Annotated in this window: 19 protein-coding genes, 2 tRNA genes and 1 pseudogene; 11 read left to right on the top strand and 11 right to left on the bottom strand. The window is 61.0% G+C overall.

The genetic code is table 11. From position 1 onward, the window contains the following. Nucleotides 1–15 precede the first annotated feature (15 nt). From B5F88_RS09195 to B5F88_RS09185, 4 genes are all read left to right on the top strand, one after another. Nucleotides 16–1755 (top strand): ABC transporter ATP-binding protein, encoded by a 1740-nt coding sequence (locus tag B5F88_RS09195; protein ID WP_087344746.1) that lies wholly within the window; start codon nucleotides 16–18, stop codon nucleotides 1753–1755. Next, a complete protein-coding gene (locus B5F88_RS09190) occupies nucleotides 1748–3622 on the top strand; it encodes an ABC transporter ATP-binding protein (RefSeq protein WP_087344743.1) in 1875 nt (624 codons plus the stop codon). The genes B5F88_RS09195 and B5F88_RS09190 overlap by 8 nt, the downstream gene beginning before the upstream one ends. A 122-nt stretch (nucleotides 3623–3744) precedes the next feature. Continuing rightward, the gene (locus B5F88_RS20650; protein WP_162612151.1) at nucleotides 3745–3885 is read left to right on the top strand and encodes a hypothetical protein; all 141 of its coding nucleotides are present in this window, start codon (nucleotides 3745–3747) and stop codon (nucleotides 3883–3885) included. A 110-nt stretch (nucleotides 3886–3995) separates the two neighbouring features. Continuing rightward, nucleotides 3996–4766, top strand: a complete 771-nt coding sequence (locus tag B5F88_RS09185; RefSeq protein ID WP_087344741.1) for a 4Fe-4S binding protein — start codon at nucleotides 3996–3998, stop codon at nucleotides 4764–4766. A gap of 4 nt (nucleotides 4767–4770) precedes the next feature. Here the strand turns inward: B5F88_RS09185 and B5F88_RS09180 are convergent, their stop codons facing one another. From B5F88_RS09180 to B5F88_RS09170, 3 genes are all read right to left on the bottom strand, one after another. Then, nucleotides 4771–6159, bottom strand: coding sequence for an MATE family efflux transporter (locus B5F88_RS09180; RefSeq protein WP_087344738.1), 1389 nt, complete (start codon nucleotides 6157–6159; stop codon nucleotides 4771–4773). Between the two features lie 120 nt (nucleotides 6160–6279). Beyond that, nucleotides 6280–8304 (bottom strand): HAMP domain-containing sensor histidine kinase, encoded by a 2025-nt coding sequence (locus B5F88_RS09175; RefSeq protein ID WP_087344734.1) that lies wholly within the window; start codon nucleotides 8302–8304, stop codon nucleotides 6280–6282. Then, nucleotides 8279–8977 carry a response regulator transcription factor gene (locus tag B5F88_RS09170; protein ID WP_087344731.1) on the bottom strand — a complete coding sequence of 233 codons (699 nt, stop codon included), beginning with the start codon at nucleotides 8975–8977 and terminating at the stop codon, nucleotides 8279–8281. Before B5F88_RS09170 ends, B5F88_RS09175 begins: the two co-directional genes overlap by 26 nt. A gap of 157 nt (nucleotides 8978–9134) precedes the next feature. Between B5F88_RS09170 and B5F88_RS09165 the strand changes: the two genes are divergently transcribed. Next, on the top strand, nucleotides 9135–9725 hold the full coding sequence (locus tag B5F88_RS09165; protein ID WP_087344728.1) for a rubrerythrin family protein: 591 nt from the start codon (nucleotides 9135–9137) through the stop codon (nucleotides 9723–9725). 54 nt (nucleotides 9726–9779) lie between these two features. Here the strand turns inward: B5F88_RS09165 and B5F88_RS09155 are convergent. From B5F88_RS09155 to B5F88_RS09125, 7 genes and pseudogenes are all read right to left on the bottom strand, one after another. Beyond that, nucleotides 9780–11120, bottom strand: a pseudogene (locus B5F88_RS09155) (diguanylate cyclase). Nucleotides 11121–11157: 37 nt separating this feature from the next. Continuing rightward, nucleotides 11158–14229 carry an EAL domain-containing protein gene (locus B5F88_RS09150; protein ID WP_162612152.1) on the bottom strand — a complete coding sequence of 1024 codons (3072 nt, stop codon included), beginning with the start codon at nucleotides 14227–14229 and terminating at the stop codon, nucleotides 11158–11160. Between the two features lie 161 nt (nucleotides 14230–14390). Continuing rightward, nucleotides 14391–14481, bottom strand: a tRNA-Ser gene (locus B5F88_RS09145). Between the two features lie 39 nt (nucleotides 14482–14520). Beyond that, nucleotides 14521–14608: transfer RNA gene (locus B5F88_RS09140), tRNA-Ser, on the bottom strand. Between the two features lie 94 nt (nucleotides 14609–14702). Continuing rightward, nucleotides 14703–15176, bottom strand: a complete 474-nt coding sequence (locus tag B5F88_RS09135; RefSeq protein ID WP_087344717.1) for a TspO/MBR family protein — start codon at nucleotides 15174–15176, stop codon at nucleotides 14703–14705. Nucleotides 15177–15256: 80 nt separating this feature from the next. Continuing rightward, entirely contained in the window at nucleotides 15257–15940 is a 684-nt protein-coding gene (locus B5F88_RS09130; RefSeq protein WP_087344712.1) for a hypothetical protein, read from the bottom strand. 66 nt (nucleotides 15941–16006) lie between these two features. Continuing rightward, complete coding sequence (locus tag B5F88_RS09125; protein ID WP_087344709.1) at nucleotides 16007–17299, bottom strand: cation:proton antiporter; 1293 nt, start codon at nucleotides 17297–17299, stop codon at nucleotides 16007–16009. 274 nt (nucleotides 17300–17573) lie between these two features. Between B5F88_RS09125 and B5F88_RS09120 the strand changes: the two genes are divergently transcribed. The 6 genes from B5F88_RS09120 (at nucleotide 17574) to B5F88_RS09095 (ending at nucleotide 24668) form a co-directional block, all read left to right on the top strand. Beyond that, entirely contained in the window at nucleotides 17574–19211 is a 1638-nt protein-coding gene (locus B5F88_RS09120; RefSeq protein ID WP_087344706.1) for a class I adenylate-forming enzyme family protein, read from the top strand. Nucleotides 19212–19391: 180 nt separating this feature from the next. Next, the gene (gene iorA / locus B5F88_RS09115) at nucleotides 19392–21134 is read left to right on the top strand and encodes an indolepyruvate ferredoxin oxidoreductase subunit alpha (protein ID WP_087344702.1); all 1743 of its coding nucleotides are present in this window, start codon (nucleotides 19392–19394) and stop codon (nucleotides 21132–21134) included. Between the two features lie 3 nt (nucleotides 21135–21137). Further along, complete coding sequence (locus tag B5F88_RS09110; RefSeq protein ID WP_087344699.1) at nucleotides 21138–21710, top strand: indolepyruvate oxidoreductase subunit beta; 573 nt, start codon at nucleotides 21138–21140, stop codon at nucleotides 21708–21710. A gap of 19 nt (nucleotides 21711–21729) precedes the next feature. Continuing rightward, nucleotides 21730–23031, top strand: a complete 1302-nt coding sequence (locus tag B5F88_RS09105; protein ID WP_087344696.1) for a phenylacetate--CoA ligase — start codon at nucleotides 21730–21732, stop codon at nucleotides 23029–23031. Between the two features lie 16 nt (nucleotides 23032–23047). Continuing rightward, complete coding sequence (locus B5F88_RS09100) at nucleotides 23048–23500, top strand: ACT domain-containing protein (protein ID WP_087344693.1); 453 nt, start codon at nucleotides 23048–23050, stop codon at nucleotides 23498–23500. Nucleotide 23501: 1 nt separating this feature from the next. Continuing rightward, the gene (locus tag B5F88_RS09095) at nucleotides 23502–24668 is read left to right on the top strand and encodes an aminotransferase class I/II-fold pyridoxal phosphate-dependent enzyme (protein ID WP_087344690.1); all 1167 of its coding nucleotides are present in this window, start codon (nucleotides 23502–23504) and stop codon (nucleotides 24666–24668) included. A 47-nt stretch (nucleotides 24669–24715) separates the two neighbouring features. Here B5F88_RS09095 and metA read toward each other — a convergent pair whose 3' ends face one another. Next, a complete protein-coding gene (gene metA / locus B5F88_RS09090; RefSeq protein WP_087344686.1) occupies nucleotides 24716–25630 on the bottom strand; it encodes a homoserine O-succinyltransferase in 915 nt (304 codons plus the stop codon). Nucleotides 25631–25895: the final 265 nt, after the last annotated feature.

Genomic DNA, 25895 nt, shown 5'->3' with positions numbered 1-25895 from the left:
CCAAGGAGGAGACCTATGAAGAAGAAACGAGGGCTTACAAGCTGTATTCAGGAATTTACGCGGGATACCATTCTCACCCCCATCTTTGTCATCGGTGAGGTGGCCTTTGACGTGCTGATCCCCATGATGACCGGCAAGCTGCTGGACGAGGGCGTAAAGGCGGGCAGCATGTCCCATATCCTGCAGTACGGGGTTCTGGTGGTGGCCATGGCCCTGATGGCCCTGCTGCTGGGCGCCCTGTCCGGCCGGTTCGCCGCCCGGGCCTCCACCGGCTTTTCCCGCAATCTGCGCCGGGAGATGTATCAGCAGGTGCAGAAGTTTTCCTTTTCCAACATTGACAAATTCTCCACCGGCGGCATCATCACCCGCCTGACCACCGATGTGACCAACGTGCAGATGGCCTTTATGATGATCATTCGCATCGCGGTGCGTTGCCCCATCATGCTCATCTGCGCCTGGGTGCTCACCTTTACCATCAATCCCCAGCTGGCCCTCATCTTCCTGGTGGTTATCCCCATCCTGGCGGTGGGCCTGCTGGTGATCATGAAGTCGGCCCATCCCCTGTTTGAGCGGGTGTTCAAGAAGTACGACTGGCTGAACAACGTGGTACAGGAGAACCTGCTGGGCATCCGTGTGGTGAAGTCCTTTGTCCGGGAGGACCACGAGAAGGAGAAGTTCGGCAAGGTGTCCAATGAGATCTACATGGACTTCTCCAAGGCGGAAAAGATCATCGCCTTCAATATGCCCCTGATGCAGATCTGCGTCTACGCCTGTATGCTCACCGTGTCCTGGATCGGCGCCAACCTGGTGGTGGGCGGCGAGCTGACCACCGGCCAGCTCACCAGCATGTTCAGCTATATCATGATGATCCTCATGAGCCTGATGATGCTGTCCATGGTGCTGGTGATGATCATTCTGGCCCGTGCCTCCGCCGAGCGGATTGTGGAGCTGCTCAACGAGGAGAGCGACCTGAAGAACGGGCCCAACCCCGTCCATGAGGTGAAGGACGGCTCCGTGGTCTTTGAGAACGTCAGCTTCAGCTACGCCAAGGACCCCACCAAGGAATGCTTGAAGGACGTGAACCTCACCATCAATTCCGGCGAGACGGTGGGTATCTTGGGCGGCACCGGCACCTCCAAGACCACCCTGGTGCAGCTGATCCCCCGCCTGTACGACGCCACCGAGGGCCGTGTGCTGGTGGGCGGCGTGGACGTGCGGGACTACGACATGGACGCCCTGCGGGAGCAGGTGGCCATGGTGCTCCAGAAAAACGTGCTGTTCTCCGGCACCATCAAGGACAATCTGCGCTGGGGCAACAAGGAGGCCACCGACGAGGAGATGGTCCGGGTGTGCAAGCTGGCCCAGGCCGATCCCTTCATTCAGGAGTTCCCCGACAAGTACGACACCCACATCGAGCAGGGCGGCTCCAACGTGTCCGGCGGCCAGAAACAGCGGCTGTGTATTGCCCGGGCTCTGCTGAAAAAGCCCAAGATCCTCATTCTGGACGACTCCACCTCCGCCGTGGACACCAAGACCGACGCCCTGATCCGCAAGGCCTTCCGGGATGAGATCCCCGAGACCACCAAGTTCATCATCGCCCAGCGTATTTCCTCCATTGAGGAGGCCGACAAGATTCTGGTGATGGACGGCGGCAGGATCGCCGCCATGGGCACCCACGACCAGCTCCTCAAGAGCTGCGAGATCTACCGCGAGATTTACCAGTCCCAGACGAAGGGAGGCAGCGACGATGAATAAGTATCCGGTCAAAAAGTCCCACACCGTCCGCCGGCTGATGCGTTACGTGGGCAAGGGCTACGGCGTGCAGTTTGTGCTGGTGCTGCTGTGTATTCTGGTCAGCGCCACGGCCTCTGTGTCCGGCTCCCTCTTCCTGGGCTCCCTCATTGACGACTATATCACCCCCCTGCTGGCCATGGACAACCCGGTGTTTGACGGGCTGCTCCGTGCTCTGACCATGATGGGCTGCCTGTACCTCACCGGCGCGCTGTGCGCCCTGATCTATAACCGGCTGATGGTCACCATCTCCCAGGGCGTGCAGAAGAAGATCCGGGACGACCTGTTCGGCCACATGCAGGAGCTGCCCATCAAGTACTTCGACACCCACGCCCACGGCGACGTGATGAGCGTCTACACCAACGACGTGGACACCCTCCGCCAGATGTTCTCCCAGAGCATCCCCCAGGTCATCAACTCCCTGATGATGATTGTGGTGGCCTTCATCGGGATGCTGTTTACCGATCTGCTGCTCACCGGCGTGGTCATCCTGTGTATCATCGGCATGCTGACCGTCACCCGGTTCCTGGCGGGCCGCAGCGGCCGCTATTTCGTCCGCCAGCAGGTGAAGCTGGGCGATCTGAACGGCTATATCGAGGAGATGATCAACGGCCAGAAGGTGGTCAAGGTGTTCTGCCATGAAGCCGAGGCCCAGGAGGGCTTCGACCAGGTGAACAACGCCCTGTTTGAGAGCGCCGACAAGGCCAACAAGTACGCCAACATCCTCATGCCCATCCTCATCAATATCGGCAACATCCAGTACGTGATCATTGCCATGGCCGGCGGCGCCCTGGCCCTCAGCGGCATCGGCTCCGGCATCACCCTGGGCGTCATCGCCACCTTCCTCCAGCTGTCCAAGAGCCTGTCCAACCCCATCAGCCAGATCTCCCAGCAGCTCAACTCGGTGGTCATGGCCCTGGCCGGCGCCCAGCGGATCTTTGATCTGATGGATGAGCCGGTGGAGGAGGACCACGGCAGAGTGACCCTGGTGAATGTGAACTTTGACCAGGAGGGCAACCTCCATGAGACCGACCAGCGCACCAATATCTGGGCCTGGAAGGTGCCCCAGGAGGACGGCAGCTACTCCTACGTGCGCCTCACCGGCGACGTGCGCTTTGACGACGTGGACTTTGCCTACGAGGAGGGCAAGACCATCCTCCACGACATCACCCTGTTCGCCAAGCCCGGCCAGAAGCTGGCCTTCGTGGGAGCCACCGGCGCGGGCAAGACCACCATCACCAACCTGATCAACCGCTTCTACGATATTGCCGACGGCAAGATCCGCTACGACGGTATCTCCATCAACGACATCCACAAGCCCGACCTGCGCCGCTCCCTGGGCATCGTGCTCCAGGATACCAACCTGTTCACCGGCACCGTCCGGGAGAACATCCGCTACGGTAACCTGGAGGCCACCGACGAGGAGGTGGAGGCCGCCGCTCAGCTGGCCAACGCCGACGACTTCATCCGCCGCCTGCCCCAGGGGTATGACACCATGCTTACCGGCAACGGCGCCAACCTGTCCCAGGGCCAGCGGCAGCTCATCGCCATCGCCCGGGCCGCTGTGGCCGACCCCCCGGTGATGATCCTGGACGAGGCAACCTCCTCCATCGACACCCGTACCGAGGCCATTGTCCAGCAGGGCATGGACGCGCTGATGAGCGGCCGCACCGTGTTTGTCATCGCCCACCGGCTCTCCACCGTCCGCAACTCCGACGCCATCATGGTGCTGGACCACGGCCGGATCGTGGAGCGGGGCAACCACGAGGACCTGATCGCCCAGCACGGTATCTACTACCAGCTGTACACCGGCGCATTTGAATTGGAGTAAAAAAGCAGCCCCTTTCCCGCACCTCTCCGCCGCCCTGGCATAGTATGGAATGAGACCGGGCCGGACAGCGGGAGCCACCCGCCGCCAGCTCCAGGTTTCCATTTTAAACCAGGAGGTACTTCATGATGGGGTGCAACAATGGCTGTGGTTTTGGCGGCGGTAGCTGCCTGTGGATCATCCTGATCATCATTCTGCTCTGCTGCTGCTGCGGGAACGGCAACGCGGGCGGTAACAGCTGCGGCTGCGGCAACAGCTGCTGCTGAGACGACCGTACCATAGCCGGAAGCCGGCATAACAAGGAGCGCCGCGGGGCATTGCCCCGCGGCGCTCCGTGCTTTTTCCATATAATAGAAAACAGATAGGAGATGTTGTTATGAATCAGCACGCAAAGGTGACCGCCCTCTTTTTCAGCCCCACCGGAGGTACCAGGGCCTATGTGGAGGAGATTGCGGGCGCCATGTCCGACCACGTGGAGACATGGGATCTGACCCGGCCGGAGGTGCGGCGGCAGAGCCGGTCCTTTGGATCCGACGAGGTGGTGGTGCTGGGCGTGCCGGTGTACTATGGCCGGGTGCCCGAGGTGGAGGGCCTGCTGGACGGCCTGACGGGATCGGACACCCCGGCGGTGCTGGCGGCGGTGTACGGCAACCGGGCCATTGACGACGCTCTGGCGGAGCTGGCCGACCTGTGCGCCGCCCGGGGCTTCCGGCCGGTGGCGGCGGGGGAGTTCATCGCCCCCCACACTTTCTCCGCCAAGATAGGGGCCGGCCGGCCGGATGAGGCGGACCGGGAGGCGGCCCGGGCGCTGGGCAAACAAGCGTCAGACAAGCTGGACAAGCCGGACTGGACCCAGCCCCAGCTGCCGGGAAAGCGGCCCTACCGGGAGTTCCAGGTGGCGCCCTTCTATCCGGAGGGGGACAGCCGCTGCGTCCAGTGCGGCGCCTGCGTCCGTACCTGCCCGGTGGAGGCCATTTCCAGCCAGGATCCCAGGCAGACCGACTCGGAGCGGTGCCTGCGCTGCCTGGCCTGTGTCCGGGCCTGCCCCACCGGCAGCCGGGCGGTGCGGAGCATGGCCTACGACGCCACGGTGGACAAGCTGGAGCACGCCCTGGTCCAGCCCCGCCAGCCCCAGCTGTACCTCTGAGGACTCAGACTGCCTGGAGCTTGTCCTGAGCGGGCATCCGCCGCATCTCCCGCCAGGTGAGCAGGCCGGCCACCAGCAGGGCGGCGGTGTCGGCGATGGGCCCGGCGTACATCACCCCGTCGATCCCCCATAGCAGGGGGAAGAGCAGGATCAGGGGGATGAGGAAGAGCACCTGCCGGGTGAGGGAGATGAGGATGCCCTTTTTGGCCTTGCCGATGGAGGTAAAGAAGTTGGAGGTAATGGGCTGCACCGCGTTGACGAAGGTCATCAGCATAAAAATACGGAAGTAGCGTTCGGAGAACTGGAAGTACAGCTGGGAGCCGGAGGAGTCGAAAATACCGGCAATCTGCCGGGGGAAGAGCTGGAAGCACAAAAAGGCCACGCAGCAGATCAGGGTGGCCACGATGATGGCCTTCCGGTAGGCCTCCCGCACCCGGCTGTACTTGCCGGCCCCGTAGTTGAAGCTGAAAATGGGCTGGCAGCCCTGGGAGATGCCGATGGTGAAGCCCAGCACCAGGATATTCACCTTGGAGATCACCCCCACACAGGCCAGGGGGATGTCGGAGCCGTACTGGGACTGGGCGCCATAGTAGGTCAGGGTGTTGTTGAGCACCACCTGTACCAGCAGCATGGCGATCTGGTTGAAGAAGGGGGCCATGCCCAGGGAGAAGATGTCCTTCAGCAGCCTGGCCTTTGGCCGCAGGTCGGCCCGGGTGAGGGGGACGGTGCGGATTTTGGTGCGCAGCAGGTAGCCCAGGGCTAGGGCCAGGGAGAGGGCCTGACCCAGCACGGTGGCCAGGGCGCCGCCGTCCACCCCCATGTCCAGGGGGAAAATAAAGATGGGGTCCAGAATGGTGTTGAGCACCGCCCCCGACAGGGTGCAGAACATGGAGTAGGCCGGGCTGCCGTCGGCCCGGATCATGTTGCTGGCCCCGGTGGTGAAGGTGACCATGGGCAGGCCGAAGGCGATGATGCCGGTGTAGGTCATGGCGTAGGGAAACACGTCGGGGGTGGCGGCAAAGAAGGTGAGCAGGGGGGCCCGGAGGAAGTAGGCCGCCAGCCCCAGGCAGACGCCCAGCACAGCCAGCACCGTCAGTCCGGTGCCCGCCACCTGCCGGGCGGTGTCCCGCCGTCCCGCACCCAGGTTCAGGTTGAAGTTGGCCGCTGTGCCGATGCCCATAAGCAGGGCGATGGCGGTGGAGGCGGTGACAAAGGGAAAGGCCACCGTGGTGGCCGCGTTGCCCAGATAGCCCACCCCCTGGCCAATGAAAATCTGGTCCACAATGTTGTACAGAGAGGTGACCAGAAAGGCGATCACCGACGGAATGGCGAATTTGGGCAGCAGCCTGCCGATGGGCGCGGTGCCCAGGGGGTTGCTCCGGGTAGGTTCCATTTGCCTCACCTCAAATTTGGAAGTTGCGGATTTATTTTAATACAGGGATATTGATATGTCAATATTCCGGACAGGGAAAGGGGGCCGTCCCGTATGGGGACGGCCCCCTGTTTTCTGCCCTTATGCCGCCGGAGGCTCCTCTTCTGGCCTCCGGCCGGTGAGGAGGAAGGATACCCGGGCGGTAAACAGGTCCGCCTCGGTCTGTACCGCGAAGCTGCCGCCGCAGGCCTCGGTGAAGGTGCGGGCGATGGACAGGCCCAGGCCGCTGCCTCCGTCGGTACGGCTGGCGTCTCCCCGGACGAACCGTTCGGTCAGGTCCACCCCCTGGGGCAGCTCGTCCCGGGAAATATTCCGCACCATGGCGGTGGCCGTGCCTTCTGCCACCGTCAGGTCCAGGTAGATCCGGGAGCCACCCAGAGCGTATTTCAGGGCGTTGCCGATGAGGTTCTGAAACACCCGGTACAGCCGGTCCCCGTCGGCCTCGATCCACACCGGCTCCTCCGGCAGCCGGGGCCGCAGGGAAGCGGGGGAGGCCTCGATGGCCTCGCTCATGTCTGCCAGGGTCTGCCGCAGCAGCTTGGCATAGTCCAGGGGCGCCATCGTCACCTGCAGATTCCCGGCGGCCGCCTTGCTCACCTCGAATACGTCCCGCACCATGGTCTGGAGCCGCTGGGACTTTTCCGACAAAATCCGCACGTAATCCCGGGCGTGCTCCGGCAGACCCTCCTCCTGTCCCAGCAGCTCCACATAGCTGACAATGGAGGTGAGGGGGGTTTTCAGGTCGTGGGACACATTGGCAATGAGCTCAATTTTGGTGCGCTCGCTCTTCATCTGCTCCTCCAGAGCGGCCCGCAGTCCGTCCTCCATGTGGCCCAGACTGGCGGCGGCCTCCCGCAAGTCGGAGTCCTCCGGCAAAGCCAGCTTCCCGGTGGGGCTGCCCGCTCCGGCGGCCTGAATGTGGGTGAGCAACCGGTCCATATCCGCCGTGGTTTTCCGGTTGGCGGTCATCAGCTTGAGCTGGGCGGCGATCAGGCCCGTGCCCACCAGAAAGAAGCCCGCCAGCACCAGAGGCCACAGACTGTAATAGTACCGCTGGTAGAGGCTGGGGAACCGGGCCAGCCACACCAGGAAAAAGGGAACGCACAGGACAAACTGGAGCACCGCCCGCCGGTCCATCCGCCGCTGGACCGTCCAGCCCAGCTCCTGCCGCCGGAACAGCCGGACGCAGGCGGCGCAGAAGCTGTGGCTCCGGAGATGGCCAAAGTTGTACCGCAGGTCATTGAGGTAGAGGCAGGACCACCACAGGGGCAGCGGCGTGGCCAGGCACCAGGGGAGTCCACCGCTATTGCTGTAGACAAACAGCTGAAGGAGACACACCCCGCAGCCGCTCCACAGAAAGACCAGAGGCACCAGCAGAAGTGCTTTCACTTCCAGCCAGATGTGGCCGGTGAACCAGCCGATGGCCTCCACCCCCCGCCGCCGGTGCCGCCGCCAGAGGATGGACCACACCAGCAGAGCGGCCCCCGCTGCCGGAGGCACCACCAGCAACCAGATCACATAGGTGCGCACCTGGGCCATGTTCTGCACCACGTTGTAGGGCCCGTAGCTCCAGCCGTAGTCCACCGGCTCCTTTGCCGCCGCCAGACACACCACGACGTCCTGGCCGCCCGCCGAGATCCAGGCCGTCTCCAGCTCCCGGAACATGCCGTCGCCATATGTGTCCAGCTCCTGGCCGTCCTTCCAGATGGTGACGGAGTTTTGGGCGAACACCAGCAGGAAGTTGTAGCCCTCGGGCAAGGTGTCCGGGGAGGAGAGGTCGCCGGTGGTGTTGGAGACCAGCCACTGACCCTCTTTGCCCACTTGGTAGAGCAGGTTGGAATCCCTCTCCTCCAGTGGCATGCTGTAGAGGTCGGGATAGGCGGCGTAGTCCAGCAGGGCGTACAGATCATCGCCGATCATCTGGCGAAACACCTGAGTCTGCTGGTAGTCCCCCCGGAAGGCGTCCACCAGGTTGGTCCGGACACTGGCGCTGGTGCCGGTAAAGAGATACAGCCACCCCCCTCCGCTGTACAGCAGCAAGGTCACACCCAGCACGAAGGCCAGCACGGCCAGGCCCGGCTTAATGCTTCTCCATTTTGTATCCAATGCCCCACACCACCTTTAGATATTCCGGCTCCTTTGGATTGAGCTCGATTTTCTCCCGAATGCGCCGTATGTGGACCATCACCGTGTTCTCGGTGGCAAAGGGCTCCTCCCCCCACACCCGGCGGTAGATTTCCTCCGCGGGAAAGACCCGGCCTGCATTGCGCATCAGCAGCTCCACGATCTTCAGCTCGGTGGCGGTGAGCCGTACCGGCTCCCCGTCCACCAGCAGGGTGCGCTCCTCCACCTGGTAGCGCAGCCGCCCGTTGACGATCTCCTGCTCCCTGGCTGGCGCATTCACATCCCCCAGCTGGGTGTACCGCCGCAGGTGGCTGCGCACCCTGGCCACCAGCTCCTGGGGGTGAAAGGGCTTGGCGATGTAGTCGTCCGCCCCCATGGAGAGACCCAGCACCTTGTCGGTGTCTTCGCTTTTGGCGCTGAGGATCAGGATGGGCAGGTTGCGCTTCTCCCGGATGCGCAGCACCGCCGAGAGCCCGTCCAGCTTGGGCATCATTACGTCAATGAGGATGAGCCGCAGGCTGGGCTCCAGCGCCAGGTCCAGGGCCTCCATGCCGTTGTAGGCCTTCAGCACCCGGTAGCCCTCTTTTTCCAGTAAAATGGCGATGGCCTTGACGATCTCGGCGTCATCATCCACCACCAGCACGCACTCATTCATGTAATCCCCCCTGTGGACATAGAATAGCCCAGATTTCTTTCAAACTCAACGGCTGAAATCTTTCAGAATTCTTAAGAAACAGAGCCTTGACAGCAAAGTTAAAAGGTGCTAAATTATTAGTAACAATTACTATTAGCAAATAATGGAGGTCAATATCATGGAACTGAAAGGAACCCGTACGGAACAGAATCTGCTTGCCGCTTTCAGCGGCGAGTCTATGGCCCGGAATAAGTATCTCTTCTTTGCTGAGAAGGCCAAGCAGGAGGGACATGAGGAAGTAGCCGAGCTCTTTGAGAAGATGGCCCAGAACGAAGGGGTCCACGGCAAGCTGCTGTACCAGCGGCTCAAGGGGGTGGGCAGCAGCGCCGCCAACCTTCAGGAGGCCGTCATGGGGGAGTATGGCGAGTGGAGCAGCATGTACCCCTCCTTTGCCAAGATTGCCCGGGAGGAGGGCTTTGAGGGCATCGGGGAGCTCTTCGACCAGATCAGCAAGATCGAGCGGGACCATGAGCACCGTTTCCTGGCGGCGCTGGCCAAGCTGAACGGGGCGGCACCCGCTGCCAAGCCGGCCGCTCCCGCCGCCTCTGCTTCTGCGCCTGCCGCCAAGACCACCAAGACGGTGGAGGTGGCCGGCTACCGCTGCATGTTCTGCGGCGCTACCTATGAGCAGCGGCCCGACGTGTGCGGCGTGTGCGAGGCCATCGGCTCCTTTGAGCCCACCACCATCCAGAAGACGGTGGAGGTCTGAGCAAAGTGAAACCGGGGGACGTCCTCAGGGACGTCCCCCGGTTTTTGTGTTGTATCAGATCTCCCGCAGCTTCAGCTGCCCCTTCTGGCTCTTTTTGATCTCGTAGAGCACCTGATCGGCCAGCTGGTACAGCTCCGCGAAGGTGCGGGGGGTGTGGCCGTATACGCCGCCCACCGACAGGGTGGACTGGGCCGCGGGGCATTGGCTCCAGGTCATCTCGCCATAGGCCTGGATCAGGGCCGTGACCTTGCGCTCAATGGCGGCCACATCCTGACAGTCCGTCACAAAAACCGCGAACTCGTCGCCGCCCAGGCGGCAGACGGTGTCGGACTTTCGGAAGGACTCCATCATCTACTCGGCGATATAGCACAGCACCCGGTCTCCCTGCTCGTGTCCGTAGATGTCGTTGACCTGCTTGAAATTGTCCAGGTCCACCATGAAAAACACGTAGTCGGAGGTGGTTTGTACGGCATGGGTGATGCGCTCCTTGCCGCCCTTGCGGTTGTATACGCCGGTGAGGGGATCGTTGGAGGCCTCCTGCAGCAGATGGGTCTGGGTGTTGACCTGCTGGGAGATGTCAATGAGTACGCTGATGATGGCGTCCCGGCCGTCGCTGGAGACCGTCCGGCGGCCGATGTCATGCACCCAGAGATAGGTGCCGTCCTGCTTGCGCATCCGGTACTCAATCTCATACTGATCCCCCGGGGCGGGAAGGTGCTGGAGCGCCCTGCTGATGAGTTCCCGGTCCTCCGGGTGGATGCAGTTGATGATATAGCCGTGAATGTCTGCCTCGAAGGCCTGATAGCGCTCATAGCCCACCATTTGCAGCAGGCGGTCGTTGGCCACGTAGAGGGGGAAATCTTTCTCCACATATCCGCCAATGATGCCGCCGGGCATGATCTGGCTGATGATCTCCATCAGTTCGTGCTGGGTCTCCCAGTTGATCACTTTGGGCCCCTCCGAGATAAACCTCATGGGCAGATATTCGCCCTCTTCCTGGTAGCTGCTGGACTCGGAGGCATGGAGGGTGTCAATGGTGATGGTATCGTTCTCCTTGTGAAGGCCGGCGGTAACACGCAGGAAATACAAAGCCTCCACCCCGTTGGGGGCCTTGACCTGCATTTCCAGATTGCAGAAGCAGTCCCAGCAGTTCTCCATCCGGCGTTTCTCGTTGTAATTGGTGATGGTATAGTGCAGCGGTCCGGGGAGCAGGGCGATCTCATCGTAAAGCAGCTCGCGGAAAGCCGCCTTTTCAAGCGCGACCTCTCCTTCTCCTGTACCAATGCTGTAAAGATGGTCGGAAAGCAGGGAAAGGGTTTTCTCGGCGTCTCGCTCTACGAAGTAGTGATGAAAGAACTCGTCCAGCACGGAATAGATCTCGCAGTTTTCACACATCATATCCCGCCTTTCCACCGGCGACCCCCTCCTTATGCTATTCTATGTTCTGATGGCTTTCGCTGACCAACTGATACACGTCATGGACCTCCATGGGGCGATAGTAATAGTAGCCCTGGATCATATCGCAGCCGGTGTCCAGGATGATGGAGTTCTGGTCGGCGTCCTCCACGCCCTCCATACATACCGCCTTGCCGAACTGGTGGCAGGCATAGACGATACTCCGGATGAAATTCATTTTTTCGTCGGATTCGGTTACCTCCTGAACCAGGGACTTGTCCAGCTTGATGATGCTGGAGGGATATTGCAGCAGCATCCGCAAAGAGGAATAGCCGCTGCCAAAGTCATCCAGGGCAATATACAGCCCCATTTTCTGGCATTCTGCCACAAACTCCTCCAGCTTTTTGGGCTGCTCATCCAGGCAGCTCTCGGTCAGCTCGGCCACCAGGCTGGAGCCGGCCAGCTGGTATTTTTCCAGGACATCCCGCATGAAGGGCAAAAATCCGCTGTCAGAGAGCTGGAGCAGGCTGACGTTAAAGGTGAGATAGAAGGCCGGATCATAGGCGTGGAGCCGGGCGCAGGTACAGGCCGCCTGCTCAAAGACCCACCGGCCCGCCAGATGGATCATGTTCTCCTTCTCCAAAATGGGGATGAAGATTCCGGGGGAGACGTCCCGGCCCTCAAAGGTCCAGCGCAGCAGCACCTCGCCGCCGATGGCCGTTCCGTCCCCGGCGGCCACCACGGGCTGGATGACGATGCGGAAATGCTGCATGCCATGGGTTACGTCCTGACAGAGGGCCAGGGCCATATTGGACATCTGCTTGATCTGCTGGATGCTCTGGGCGGAGTATTCCACATACTGATCCTTGACCTCCTGCCTGGCCACCCGGATGAGGGAGATCAGGTTGTCCACCAGGTCCTCCGGCGTGAAGTCATGGCAGGGGTATTCCATCAGACCGAAGGAGCAGGTGTTCTGGATGGAGATGCCCATGGATTCATAGCAGTCCCTGATGATACTCCGCAGCTGTTCCACAAGGCTCTCTTTCGTTTCGCTCTGAAAGACGATGGGGTGGACGATGGCCATGCACCGCATGCCCTCCAGACGGTAGAAGTACATTTTCCAGGACAGATTTTCCATCAGGCTGTCCACCACTTTTTTCAGCAGGCGGTCGCCGTAGGACCGGCCCTTGGTGCTGTTGACCTCGGTGATACCATTGAGGCTGAAGCCGATGACCAGGGATTTTTCCCCGTTGGTGTTCTGATCGGCCAGATGGCGGTAGGCGGTGTGTTCCCGGGGCAGGTTGCTGATGGGGTCGATGACGAAGCTGACGTCCTGATGGGTGACCCGGCCGGAGAAGAACAGGGGTGTGGTTTTCTCCTGATCCCACTTCAGCATACCGTAGCAGCGGATCCACTGGTTGTTGCCATGGATGTCCCGCACCCGGTAGCTCAAATCGTGGAGGGTGCGCTTTTCCCGCAGCATCCCGGAGATATCCTGCCAGAACAGGTCCTGGAATTCCGGCGTGCTGATGCGCTTGGCCCACAGCTTCAGCAGCCCGGGGACCACATTGTCCTGGAATCCAAAGTCGTCCCGCATATTGTCTGAGATGTAAAAGATATCCCGCTGCATGTCGCCGAAATAGAAATAGCTGGAGGCATTGTCCTGGGCGATGGACTGGAACAGGGCCTCCGTATCGCAGTAGGCGATGTTCAAGAAATCCTGGAAGGGGCCGTCGGACCGGAAGGCGGGGGTCGGCAGGTCAGAGAGCTGATCTCTGTGCTTCGCGCCGGGCAGGGCGTGGTTTTTGTCATAATAGGCCCGCTTGTTCTGGTACATGGCCTGACCGGCCTGACTGACCAGCTTTTCCAGCATCAGCGGCTGCTGGTCCGACCAGACGTACCCGACGGAGAGGCTGAGCTGGTGATTCCGCAGCTGGTTTTGCAGCGCGGAGACATGGTCGTGAAAGACATCCTCCGGGCAGTTGGAGTATACCACGGTAAACTCATCGCCGCCGCTGCGGAAGATCATACAGTCGCGCAGCGTGTCCCGGATCAGATTATAACAGCGGCAGATCAGCCGGTCGCCCGCCTCATGGCCCTGGGCGTCGTTGATCCGCTTCAGGCCGGTGATGTCGCAGTTGAGCACGCCGATGGACTGCGCGTTCAGGGTTCCGTAGCGCTCAACCAGAGCGTTGCGGTTGAGGGCCCCGGTCATCTGGTCGTAATAGCTCAGCTCGTGAAGGCGGCGCAGCAGATCCCGACGCTTCAGCAGGGAGGTGGTAAAATACCCGATCACGTTGAGCAGGGGGGTCACCAGGCTCATCATCTGCTCGTTGGGGTTGTCCACCCCCAGAAAACCAATCACCTGGCCGTCCACCTTGATGGGACCGGCGGCCAGGGAGGTGATGTCCTGGGGCTTCAGGATAGCGTAGGCCTCCGGATGTTTGGCACGGATCTCCTCCAGCTGGTCGATGACGATGACCTCGTTCCTTTCAAAGGGAGGCATCCACCAGTCGATGGCGGACAGGGGCACGCTCTGCAGCACCGCCTTTTGGGGAGAGACATTTTCCGCACACCACTCATAGGTGTTTTTCACCACAAACTCGTCCTGCTGTTCAAAAATATAGGCCCGGTCGCAGGAGAAGGTGGTGCCCAGATAGGACAGCATATTGTGAATGGGGCCCTCCGGCGTGGCGCTGGAGAAGATCTGCTGCAGGCACTCGTTCAAAATGGTCTCGCTGCGGGCGTAATAATAGGGTGTTCTGCACACCACGTCGGCGTCCACGTCGATGGCGATCTCCATCCGGTACTGCCGGCCATTGTGGAAAAAGGAGCCGTCCTTCACCAGAAAGCGCTTGCCCAGAACCGGGTTTTTGTGGGTCCAGGAGAGGAATTTTCCCACCTCCAGGTTCTGGTTGGTGCAGAAATCGCAGGGTGAACCCCGCCCCTGTAAAACCGCATAGCAGGGCTGTCCCACATAGTCGCTGTGGGACGTATAGCCAAGCGCATTGCGCAGATGCCGGTTCATGAACACAAGCTCATAGGTCTGCACATCTGACACGTACACCATTTCGTCCAGATCTTCAAAGAACTCCCATATGTTGTCCATAGACAGGCACCTCATCTTTTCTATGCGGACATGCATTTATTTCCTGTACCTAAAGAGTACCACGGGACGGAACATTTTTCAATTACCGGAAACAATATCAACTGGGAATTTTGCAAATGTAAAAAAAGACCGTGAGAGCTGAACAACAGATCTCACGGTCTTGGCGCAGAAGGAGGGATTTGAACCCTCGCACGGTTTAACCCGCCTACTCCCTTAGCAGGGGAGCCCCTTCGGCCACTTGGGTACTTCTGCATACAGAATACGCTGCCGAATCAAAGCGCAATATAAAAATGGCGGAGAGAGTGGGATTCGAACCCACGGATGCTTGCACATCGCCGGTTTTCAAGACCGGTTCCTTCAACCACTCGGACATCTCTCCAAGTCCGGGCTCCGGCCAAATACAAAAGAAATTATACAACACTTCCCCGGTCTTGTCAATGAAAAATGAAAATATTTTCTTTGGCGGCGGGCCCTCAGTTGAGGGCCCATACGCCGAAGTTGAGATAGGCCGCGAAGCTGACCCACAGCAGATAGGGCAGCTGCAGCCAGGCGGCCGGCTTGTCGCAGGCCCGGAAGAGCAGGAGCATGGCCAGTATCAGCCCCCACAGGGCGGCCAGCCACACCAGTGCGAAGCCGTAGGCCTGGGCGTTGAAGAAGATGAGGCTCCAGCAGAAGTTGAAGGCCAGCTGCACGCCGAACACGGTCAGAGCCCGGGTCCGGGCGGGGGAAGGGGGCGTCAGCCATACCCGGGCCGCCCCCACCCCCATCAGGGCGAACAGGGCGCTCCACACCACGGGGAACACCACGCTGGGCGGGGAGAGGGGCGGCTTTGCGGTGGTTTTGGCGTAGAGGTCCGCCCCCTGCTGGGTCAGCCAGCCGGAGAGGCCGCCCACCGCCTCAACCGCCAGAATACTCAGAGCATAAACTTTCCATGGCTTTGTTTTCACGCTGCATCACCCGGGGCTAGCTTATGCACTCCGCCGGCCGGTCATACGTGACAGATCCAGGGGACAGACCTGGCGGCGGGCTATGCCTCCGGGACAAAGGACAGGGTGCAGCTTTTTTGCTCGCCCGCTCCGTCGCCGAAGGAGACGGTCACGCTGTCGGTATGCCAGGTCACGGCGTAATCGCCCGCTTCAATGGGCTTGTAGCCGTCGTCCGTGATTTCGCTGGCCCGCAGGCGCACCACCAGCGGATGGACCCGCTCATACACGCTTACCGAACCGGCCAGAAGAACGCTGCGCTCGTGTACCACAATGGTGTGCGCGCCGTCCGGGGATGTAAAGCTGTGGTTGCAGTCTCCGTTGTCCCAAAACAGACAGAACAGATTGGAGAGGAGCAGCAATACCGCCAGCCCAAAAACGGTGAGGCCGAGAAAAACACGGTCGCTCGGCTTGTGCTCGCTGCCCAGGCGATAATGCAATACGGCCAGCAACGTGCCGCTGATGAAGGCCAGATCGTTGAACAGGCACTGAAAAACCGGTCCCGTTCCCCATGTCCCAAGCAGGAACGCATGGCCCGGAGCGATCAGATACATGCTTATATGGAGAACCGGCCAGAGAAAGCACAGGGAGAAAGCCGCACACAGCAGGAGCTTGCTCCTTTTAACGGCTGGTTCATCCGCCTGCCGGCCTGATACTGTCTGGTCCGTCAGGATGCCAGCGCCCAGAGCAATAAAAAGCACGCAGCCAAATGCCTCCAGAGAGTACATAGTGACCCCCTCCTTTTGAAAAGGCACCCCATTGCGCGGACAAATGGGGTGCCGGTTTTTATGTATTCAGGACTTGTGAGCTTCCTGGCTGCTGTGGAGCAGCCGCTCGTGGTCCTCCAGCAGGGCCTGGGAGGCCATGCCGAAGGCCTCGGCGTCCTCGTAGCGGTTGACCAGCTCGCTCTCCTGCAGGTCGCTGTAGTCCTTCTCCTTGCCGCGGTAGACCAGCTTCAGCAGGATGGGGGTGAGAATGGTGGTGGCAATGACCATCAGCACCACCGGCCCGAAAAATTCCTCCTTCATCAGGCCCACGGCGATGCCGTTGTTGGCCACGATCAGGGCCACCTCGCCACGGGAGATCATCCCCACGCCGATGCGCAGGGAGTCCTGTCCGGAGTAGCCGCACAGTCTGGCGCCCAGTCCGCAGCCGATGACCTTGGAGGCCACCGCCCACACAATGAGCAGAACGGAGAAGAGAATGATGGCCATGCTCATCTGGGGCAAGACCACCTTCAGGCCCAGGCTGGCGAAAAAGACCGGGGAGAGCAGGGTGTAGGAGAGGGTGTCGAACCGGTCCTGCAGGTAGGTTGCACGGGGGGTCTTGGCGAAGATCAGTCCGGCGATGTAGGCTCCGGTGATATCGGCCACGCCGAAGAAGGCCTCCGCCACGTAGGCGTACAGCAGGCAGAAGGCGAAGGAGATGACCACAAAGCGGCGCTTGTCCCGGTTATAGCGCTTGAACCACCACTCTGCCGCCCGGTGGAGCAGCATCCAGGCCACCACGCTGACGGCGAAGAAGGCGGCGATCTTCACCAGCACCAGCACCAGGCTGGTTCCGGTGCCCGACAGGCTGGTGATGATGGTGAGGGCCACGATGCCCAGCACGTCGTCGATGATGGCGGCCCCCAGAATGGCGTTGCCCGAGCGGGTGGACAGCTTGCCGATCTCCTTCAGGGTTTCCACCGTGATGCTCACCGAGGTGGCGGTGAGGATCACGCCGATAAAGCAGTTCTGCAGCATAGTGTCCGGCCCCTGGTTGAAGAAGCCGGCCAGGACAAAGCCGCCGGCCAGAGGCACCAGCACGCCGATAAGGGCAATGATAAAGGCGGATTTTCCGGCCTTTTTCAGCTCCCCCAGGTCGGTCTCCAGCCCGGCGTTGAACATCAGCACGATGACCCCCAGCTCGGCCAGCTGGTCCATCAGGTCGGTCTCCTGCAGAATGTTCAGCATGGCGGGGCCCATGATCAGGCCGGCCAGCAGCGCGCCCACCACCTGGGGCAGGGCAAACCGCTTGGTGATGATGCCCAGTACCTTGGTGCTCAGCAAAATCAAAGCCAGCTCAAACAGGTAATGATAGCTCACAACAAACACTCTTTTTGTGGACAGGGTAAAAACGTATTGTAAATAGTATTTCGATTTCAACCGAAAGTCAACGGTTAACCTGGATAGAAATTCAACGGCGGACAGCCAAAATTATGGCGAAACAAAGGGATTTGGCAAGAGCGGTGCCCAAAAATTCCAGAATAAGGCCATCCTGGGAGACTCTTGACTGTGGCCCTTTAAAGCGATAAAATAGACGGCGCAAAACAGTCGCGCCTGCCCCCGGCGGTGAGCCGGAGGGAAAGGGGAGAGGGATATGGTAATTACGGAGTTTCTGGAGCGCAACGCCCGGCTGTACCGGGACGAGACGGCGCTGGTGGAGATTAACCCCTCGGAGGAGCGGGACCGGGCCGTCACCTGGCGGGAGTTCAGCCTCATTGAGCGCAGCCGCCCCGACGAGCCCTACCGCCGGGAGATGAGCTGGGGGCAGTTTGACAAAAAGGCCAACCGCTTTGCCAACCTCCTGCTGAGCCGGGGGGTGAAGCGGGGGACCAAGGTGGGGATCCTGCTGATGAACTGCCTGGAGTGGCTGCCCATCTACTTTGGCATCCTCAAGGCGGGCTGCCTGGCGGTGCCGCTGAACTTCCGCTACTCCTCCGACGAGATTGCCTACTGCCTGGATCTGGCGGATGTGGAGGCGCTGGTGTTCGGCCCGGAGTTCATCGACCGGCTGGAGCCCATCCTCTCCCAGCTGGACCGGGTGCGCCTGTGGTTCTATGTGGGCAACAAGGTGCCCGGCTTTGCCGAGAGCTACCGGGAGCTGGTGATGTACTGCTCCTTTGAGAATCCGCCGGTCCATCTGGAGCTCAGCGATCTGGCGGCCATCTATTTTTCCTCCGGCACCACCGGCTTCCCCAAGGCCATCCTGCATAATCACAAGGCCCTGCTGTCCGCCTGCCTCACCGAGCAGCGCCACCACGGACAGACCCATGAGGACGTGTTTTTGTGCATCCCGCCCCTGTACCACACCGGGGCCAAGATGCACTGGTTCGGCTCCCTGGTCACTGGCGGCAAGGCGGTGCTGCTGCGGGGGGTGTCCCCCCAGTGGATCCTGCGGGCGGTGACGGAGGAGAAGTGTACCATCGTCTGGCTGCTGGTGCCCTGGGCCCAGGACATTCTGGACGCCATCGACAGCGGAACTCTGGAGCTGGACGACTACCTGCTGGACCAGTGGCGGCTGATGCACATTGGCGCCCAGCCGGTGCCCCCCAGCCTGATCCGGCGGTGGAAAAAAATCTTCCCCCACCACCTGTACGACACCAATTACGGCCTGTCCGAGTCCATCGGACCGGGCTGCGTCCACCTGGGTGTGGAAAACATCCGCAAGGTGGGGGCCATCGGCAAGCCGGGCTACCTGTGGCAGGCCAAGGTGGTGGACGAGCAGGGCAACGAGGTGCCCCAGGGCCAGGTGGGAGAGCTGGCGGTCAGCGGCCCCGGCGTGATGCAGTGTTACTACAAAAACCCGGAGGCCACCGAGCAGGTGCTCAAGGGAGAGTGGCTGTACACCGGCGATATGGCGGAGGTGGACCCGGAGGGCTTCATCTATCTGGTGGACCGGAAGAAGGACGTGATTATCTCCGGCGGCGAGAACCTGTACCCGGTGCAGATCGAGGACTTTTTGCGCAAGTTTGACAAGGTGAAGGACGTGGCGGTGATCGGCCTGCCCGACCACCGGCTGGGCGAGATCGCCGCCGCCATTGTGGAACTCAAGGAGGGGGTCTCCTGCACGGAGGAGGAGGTGCGGGCCTTCTGCCAGGAGCTGCCCCGGTACAAGCGGCCCCGCCGGATCATTTTCGACCAGGTGCCCCGCAACCCCACCGGCAAAATCGAGAAGCCGGTGCTGCGGGAGCGGTACTGCCGGGGCAGGTTGGTGGAGGCCCAGATTACGCAGTAAATGTGAAGAACTGGATGAAACACATTGACTTTATTGTAAGAAAGTGATAAAGTAAAACCGTTCAAAGTTTTGCGAGTACGGAACCAGGTAGAGGCCGTTTCGCCGGAATTTTTCGTCCTCTGCATGTGCGCAGAGGACGTTTTTTTATCTTCCGGGCCTCTGATAAAGGAGAGATGCACCATGAAAACCCTGATGCTCGGCAACGAAGCCGTGGCCCGGGGCCTCTATGAGGCGGGCTGCTCCGTCGTTTCCAGCTATCCCGGCACCCCCAGCACCGAGATCACCGAGGCCGCGGCCAAATATCGGGAGATCTACGCCGAGTGGGCCCCCAACGAGAAGGTGGCCATGGAGACCGCCTTTGGCGCCAGCCTGGCGGGGAAACGGTCCTTCTGCGGCATGAAGCACGTGGGCCTCAACGTGGCCGCCGACCCCCTGTTCACCATTGCCTACACCGGGGTGAACGCCGGCATGCTCATCGGCGTGGCCGACGACGCGGGCATGCACTCCTCTCAGAACGAGCAGGACTCCCGCCACTATGCCCGGGCCGCCAAGCTGCCCATGCTGGAGCCCGCCGACTCCGCCGAGGCCCTGGCCTTTACCAAGCTGGCCTATGAGCTGTCCGAGCGGTTTGACACCCCGGTGCTGCTGAAGATGTGTACCCGGGTGTCCCACTCCCAGAGCGTGGTGGAGACCGGCGAGCGGGTGGAGCCCGCCCCGGTGCCCTATGAGAAGAAGCCCGCCAAGTACATCATGATGCCCGGCTACGCCAAGCTGCGCCACCCGGTGGTGGAGCAGCGTCTGGCGGAGCTGGCGGAATACGCCGAGACCTCCCCCCTGAACCGGGTGGAGGAGGGCGCCGACCACAAAATCGGCATCATCACCTCCTCCACCAGCTACCAGTACGTAAAAGAGGTGTGCGGCGACAAGTACCCGGTGCTCAAGCTGGGCATGATATGGCCTATGCCCGACCGGAAAATCAAGGAGTTCGCCGCCTCGGTGGATCTGCTGACGGTGGTGGAGGAGCTGGATGGCTTCATTGAGGACCACTGCCGCGCCCTGGGTCTGGCCCTGGCGGGGAAGGACTACTTCTCCCCCATCGGGGAGCTGAGCCAGAACCTGGTGGCCGAAAAGCTGGGCGCGACCCCCGACGCCGGCAAGGCCCTGGAGGAGAATATTCCCGCCCGGCCGCCGGTGATGTGCGCCGGCTGCCCCCACCGGGGCCTGTTCTATACCTTAAATAAACTGAAGCTCACCGTGCTGGGTGACATCGGCTGCTATACCCTGGGGGCGGTGGCCCCGTTGGCGGCCATTGACTCCACCATCTGCATGGGGGCCTCGGTGTCGGGACTCCACGGCTTTTTGAAGGCCAGCGGAGGGGAGATGGACGGGAAGACCGTGGCGGTGATCGGCGACTCCACCTTCATGCACTCGGGGGTCACCGGACTTATCAACATCGCCTACAACGAGTCCAACGCCACCGTCATCATCCTGGACAACTCCATCACCGGCATGACCGGCCACCAGCAGAACCCCACCACCGGCTATAATCTGAAAGGGGATCCCTGCACCAAGATCGACCTGGAGAGCCTGTGCAGGGCGGTGGGCATCCGCCGGGTGCGGGTGGTGGACCCTTACGATCTGAGCCAGTGTGAGCGTGTGATCAGGGAAGAGCTGGCCGCCCCCGAGGCGTCGGTGGTGATTTCCCGCCGGCCCTGCGCCCTGTTGAAGTACGTCAAGCACAAGGCCTCCCTGACGGTGGATACCGCCAAGTGCGTGGGCTGCAAGGCCTGCATGAAGATCGGCTGCCCCGCCATCTCGGTGCGGGACGGCAAGGCCGGGGTGGACGCCACCCTGTGCGTGGGCTGCGGCGTGTGCCAGCAGCTGTGCAAATTCGACGCCCTCCAGGCGCCGGAGGAGGTGTGAGGGATGCAGACGAAAAACATCATGATTGTGGGCGTGGGCGGCCAGGGCACCCTGCTGGCCAGCAAGCTGCTGGGCCGTCTGCTGCTGGACCAGGGCTATGACGTGAAGGTGTCCGAGGTCCACGGCATGAGCCAGCGGGGCGGCAGCGTGGTTACCTATGTCCGCTACGGCGACAAGGTGTATTCCCCCGTGATTGACAAGGGGGAAGCCGACTTCATCGTATCCTTCGAGCTGCTGGAGGCCGCCCGGTGGCTGGAGTTTCTCCGCCCCGACGGACGGCTCATCACCAACACCCAGCAGACCAACCCCATGCCGGTGATTACCGGCGCGGCGGAGTATCCTCAGAACCTGGTGGACAAGATGACCGCCGTCGGCGCGCAGGTGGACGCTATGGACGCCCTGGCCCTGGCCGAGGAGGCGGGGAGCAGCCGGGCGGTGAACCTGGTGCTGATGGGGCGGCTGTCCCGATACTTCGACCTGCCGGAGGAGGTGTGGCAGAACGCCATCACCAACAGCGTGCCGGAGAAGTTTTTGGAGCTGAACCGGAAGGCATTCCATCTGGGCAGAAATTCCTGAGGGTACGAGGAGCGACAACATGGAACGGTATTATCAGAAAGAGATTGAGTGCGCCAGCCGGGAGCAGATCCGCGCCTGGCAGGACGAGCGGCTGGTGAAGCAGGTACATAATGTGTGGGACAACGTGCCCTATTACCGCAGGAAGATGGAGGAGAAGGGCCTGACCCCGGAGGACATCAGGGGCGTGGACGATCTGCACAAGCTGCCCTTCGTCACCAAGGACGACCTGCGGCAGGCCTATCCCTACGGCCTGCTGGCCCGGCCCCTGAAGGACTGCGTGCGCATCCAGTCCACCTCGGGCACCACCGGCAAGCGGGTGGTGGCCTTCTATACCCAGCACGACATCGACCTGTGGGAGGACTGCTGCGCCCGGGCCATCATGGCCGCCGGCGGCACCGACGAGGACGTGTGCCAGGTGAGCTACGGCTACGGCCTGTTTACCGGGGGCCCCGGCCTCAACGGCGGCTCCCACAAGGTGGGCTGCCTCACCATCCCCACCTCCTCCGGCAACACCGAGCGGCAGATCATGTTTATCCGGGACCTGAACGCCACCATTCTGTGCTGCACCCCCTCCTATGCCGCCTATCTGGCCGAGAGCATGAAGGAGATGGGCCTCACCCCCGACCAGATCCCCCTGAAAGCGGGCATCTTCGGCGCCGAGGCCTGGAGCCAGGAAATGCGGCAGAATATTGAGGAGACGCTGGGCATCAAGGCCTACGACATCTACGGCCTCACCGAACTGTCCGGGCCCGGCGTGTCCTTCGAGTGCTCCGCCCAGAGCGGCATGCACATCAACGAGGACCACTTCATCGCCGAGATCATCGACCCCAACACCGGGGAGGTGCTCCCCGAGGGGAGCAAGGGGGAGCTGGTGTTCACCTCCATCACCAAGGAGGCATTCCCTCTGCTGCGCTACCGCACCCGGGACATCTGCGTGCTACGCCATGAGGACTGCCCCTGCGGCCGCACCCATGTGAAGATGAGCAAGCCCATGGGCCGCAGCGACGACATGCTCATCATCAAGGGCGTCAATGTGTTCCCGTCCCAGATCGAGACGGTGCTGCTGGGCCAGAGCTTCGCCCCCAACTATCAGATCATCGTGGACCGGGTGAACAACACCGACACCATGGAGGTGCTGGTGGAGATGACCCCGGAGATGTTCTCCGACCAGCTCAGCCAGGTGGCCGAGAAGGAGAAACAGGTGGTGGCCGCCCTGAAGGCCATGCTGGGCATCTACGCCAAGGTGCGCCTGGTGGCGCCCAAGTCCATCCAGCGCAGTGAGGGCAAGGCGGTCCGGGTCATCGACAAGCGGAAGATATAAGGGAGGAAAGAGTGATATGACCATCCAACAGATTTCCGTCTTTCTGGAGAACCGGGCGGGACAGCTGGCGGAGATTACCACCATTCTGGCCGACAGCCAGATCAACATGCGGGCCCTCCACATCGCGGAGACCAGCGACTACGGCGTGCTGCGCATGATCGTGGACAAGCCCCAGAAGGCGGCGTCCCTGCTGCTGGAGCACGGCTTTATCCTCTCCATGACCGCTGTGCTGGCGGTGACGGTGCCTGACGAGCCGGGCGCGCTGGGGAAGATCCTCACTCTGCTGGCCAGGGAGAATATGGATGTGGAGTATGTCTACTCTGTATTCGGCCAGGTGCAGGACCGGGCCTGTATGATTTTCCGGGTGGCCGACTTCAAACGGCTGGCCGCTCTGCTGGAAGAGAACGGGATGCCCCCCGCGCGCCGGGAAGAGCTGGGCATCCAGGAAGAACGGAAAGGGGAAGACTGATATGCAGCCCATGAGCGGCAAGACCCAATATTTTACCGACTCGGTCATCCGCCGGATGACCCGTATCGCCATCGCCAACAACGCCATCAACCTGGCCCAGGGCTTTCCCGACTTTGATCCCCCCAAGGCGCTGCTGGACCGGCTGGCCCAGGTGAGCTACGAGGGGCCCCACCAGTACCCCATTACCATGGGCGCCCCCAACTTCCGCCGGGCCCTGTCCAAAAAGTGCAAGCGCTTTATGGGCCGGGACATTGACCCGGACACTGAGATGGTGGTGACCATCGGCTCCACCGAGGCCATGGTGGACTCCATCTTTGCCCTCACCAACCCCGGGGACAAGGTGGTGCTGTTCTCCCCCTATTTTGAGAACTACCATGCCCAGATCCTCTTCGCCGACTGCGAGCCCATCTACGTGCCTTTGGTGCCGCCCCAGTTCCACTTTGACCCCAACGTGCTGGAGGACGCCTTCAAGCAGCACCCCAAGGCCATTCTCATCTGCAACCCCTCCAACCCCAGCGGCAAGGTGTTTACCGAGGAGGAGCTGAAGCTGATCGCGGAGCTGTGTGTCAAATACGACGTGTACGCCATTATGGACGAGGTGTACGAGCACATCGTCTACGCCCCCCATAAGCACCTGTACATGTGCAACATGCCCGGCATGTGGGAGCGGACCATCTCCTGCTCCTCGCTGTCCAAGACCTACTCCATCACCGGCTGGCGCATCGGCTATGCCATTGCCCCCCAGCCCATCATGGACAAGATCAAGCAGTACCACGACTTCAACACCGTGGGCGCCCCCTCTCCGCTGATGGAGGCCGCCGTAGCCGGCCTGGAGATGCCGGACAGCTACTATGAGGAGTTTGGGGCGCATTATGCCCACATGAAGCAGCTCTTTACCGACGGGCTGCGCAATATCGGCATTCCCTTCACCGATCCCCAGGGCACCTACTTCGTCCTGGCGGATATTGGCCCCTACCTGAAGAAGGGCCAGACCGACGTGGAGTTCTGCGAGGAGATGACCCGGAAGGTGGGGGTCTCCGCCGTACCCGGCACCTCCTTCTTCAAGGAGGATGTGCAGAATATCGTCCGGCTCCACTTCGCCAAGAAAGACGAAACTTTGCTGGAGGCCCTGGACCGGCTGAGCCACATCAAAGAGAAAATGGCATGAGAAAACCTGCGCCGTCCGCTTTTGCGGACGGCGCAGGTTTTGTATGTTTACAGATCCTTCAGATCATAGGGTGTGGTCTGATAGACATAATAATTCAGCCAGTTGGTGTAGAGCAGCTGCCCGGCGCTGCGCCACCGGACCACCGGTACCTTGGTGGGGTCGTCGCCGGGAAAGTAGTTGGCGGGTACCGCAATGTCCAGCCCTTTGTCCACATCCCGCCAGTATTCCTTGGCCAGGGTGTCCGGATCATACTCCGGGTGGCCCATGACAAAGAACTGCCGGCTGTCCTCGGTCTTGACCGCATACACTCCGGCGTCGGCGGATACGGCCACCAGTTCCAGGCCGGGCGCTTTGCGGACGTCCTCCTCCCATACCTCGGTATACCGGGAGTGGGGCGCGTAGAATACATCGTCAAAACCTCGGAAAAGCGGCGAATTGGGCTTCAGTACCCGGTGCTCATAGACGCCGAACAGCTTTTGGGGCAGGGAGCGCTTCTCAATTCCATGATGGAAATACAGGCCGGCCTGGGCGCCCCAACAGATATGCAGGGTGGAGTGGATGTGGGTACGACTCCAGGCCATGATCTCACACAGCTCCGGCCAGTATTCCACCTGGTCGAACTCCAGATTCTCCACCGGCGCGCCGGTGATGATCATACCGTCAAAGTTCTTTTCCTTGATCTGATCAAAGGTTGTATAAAAGGAGGCCAGGTGATCCTCGTCGGTGTGCTGGGATTGGTAGCTGGCCGTGCGGAGCAGTTCCACTTCGATCTGCACCGGCGTATTGGACAGCTTGCGCAGGATCTGGGTCTCCGTAACGATTTTGGTGGGCATGAGATTGAGAATCAGCACATTCAGCGGACGGATATCCTGGTGCATGGCCCGATACTCAGTCATGACAAAGATGTTTTCGCTCTCCAGAATGGCGGTAGCCGGCAGCGAATCCGGTATTTTAATTGGCATAGCGGCACTTCCTTCTATGGGTTCTTGATATAGTTAAGAGTAGCATATTTTGCCGTCTGCCGCAACTGAGGAATAAGAAGTGAAAAAACTGAAAAAAGGTGTTGACAAATGGGGAAATGGGTGGTATTCTATCTGAGCGCCTTGCGAGAGGGCACTGAAAACTGAAGAATTTGGAAGAGACCGAGGCAGAACCTGGACGGACTTCTGAATGAGATCAGAAAAAAGTGCTTGACAAACTCAAGAGTGCGTGGTAAAATAAACGAGT

The sequence above is a fragment of the Flavonifractor sp. An306 genome, from assembly GCF_002159455.1.
Lineage (GTDB): Bacteria > Bacillota > Clostridia > Oscillospirales > Oscillospiraceae > Flavonifractor.
The sequence above is the reverse complement of the archived record's forward strand: the minus strand, read 5'-3'. Positions and strand labels throughout refer to the sequence as shown.

What these genes read in the sequence shown, in the direction of transcription:
- B5F88_RS20650 (WP_162612151.1), top strand. Translation starts at nt 3,745, where the DNA reads ATGATGGGGTGCAACAATGGCTGTGGTTTTGGCGGCGGTAGCTGCCTG.
- B5F88_RS09180 (WP_087344738.1), bottom strand. Translation starts at nt 6,159, where the DNA reads ATGGAACCTACCCGGAGCAACCCCCTGGGCACCGCGCCCATCGGCAGG.
- B5F88_RS09165 (WP_087344728.1), top strand. Translation starts at nt 9,135, where the DNA reads ATGGAACTGAAAGGAACCCGTACGGAACAGAATCTGCTTGCCGCTTTC.
- B5F88_RS09110 (WP_087344699.1), top strand. Translation starts at nt 21,138, where the DNA reads ATGCAGACGAAAAACATCATGATTGTGGGCGTGGGCGGCCAGGGCACC.
- B5F88_RS09130 (WP_087344712.1), bottom strand. Translation starts at nt 15,940, where the DNA reads ATGTACTCTCTGGAGGCATTTGGCTGCGTGCTTTTTATTGCTCTGGGC.
- B5F88_RS09100 (WP_087344693.1), top strand. Translation starts at nt 23,048, where the DNA reads ATGACCATCCAACAGATTTCCGTCTTTCTGGAGAACCGGGCGGGACAG.
- B5F88_RS09105 (WP_087344696.1), top strand. Translation starts at nt 21,730, where the DNA reads ATGGAACGGTATTATCAGAAAGAGATTGAGTGCGCCAGCCGGGAGCAG.
- iorA (WP_087344702.1), top strand. Translation starts at nt 19,392, where the DNA reads ATGAAAACCCTGATGCTCGGCAACGAAGCCGTGGCCCGGGGCCTCTAT.
- metA (WP_087344686.1), bottom strand. Translation starts at nt 25,630, where the DNA reads ATGCCAATTAAAATACCGGATTCGCTGCCGGCTACCGCCATTCTGGAG.
- B5F88_RS09150 (WP_162612152.1), bottom strand. Translation starts at nt 14,229, where the DNA reads ATGGACAACATATGGGAGTTCTTTGAAGATCTGGACGAAATGGTGTAC.
- B5F88_RS09120 (WP_087344706.1), top strand. Translation starts at nt 17,574, where the DNA reads ATGGTAATTACGGAGTTTCTGGAGCGCAACGCCCGGCTGTACCGGGAC.
- B5F88_RS09170 (WP_087344731.1), bottom strand. Translation starts at nt 8,977, where the DNA reads ATGAATGAGTGCGTGCTGGTGGTGGATGATGACGCCGAGATCGTCAAG.
- B5F88_RS09190 (WP_087344743.1), top strand. Translation starts at nt 1,748, where the DNA reads ATGAATAAGTATCCGGTCAAAAAGTCCCACACCGTCCGCCGGCTGATG.
- B5F88_RS09195 (WP_087344746.1), top strand. Translation starts at nt 16, where the DNA reads ATGAAGAAGAAACGAGGGCTTACAAGCTGTATTCAGGAATTTACGCGG.
- B5F88_RS09185 (WP_087344741.1), top strand. Translation starts at nt 3,996, where the DNA reads ATGAATCAGCACGCAAAGGTGACCGCCCTCTTTTTCAGCCCCACCGGA.
- B5F88_RS09095 (WP_087344690.1), top strand. Translation starts at nt 23,502, where the DNA reads ATGCAGCCCATGAGCGGCAAGACCCAATATTTTACCGACTCGGTCATC.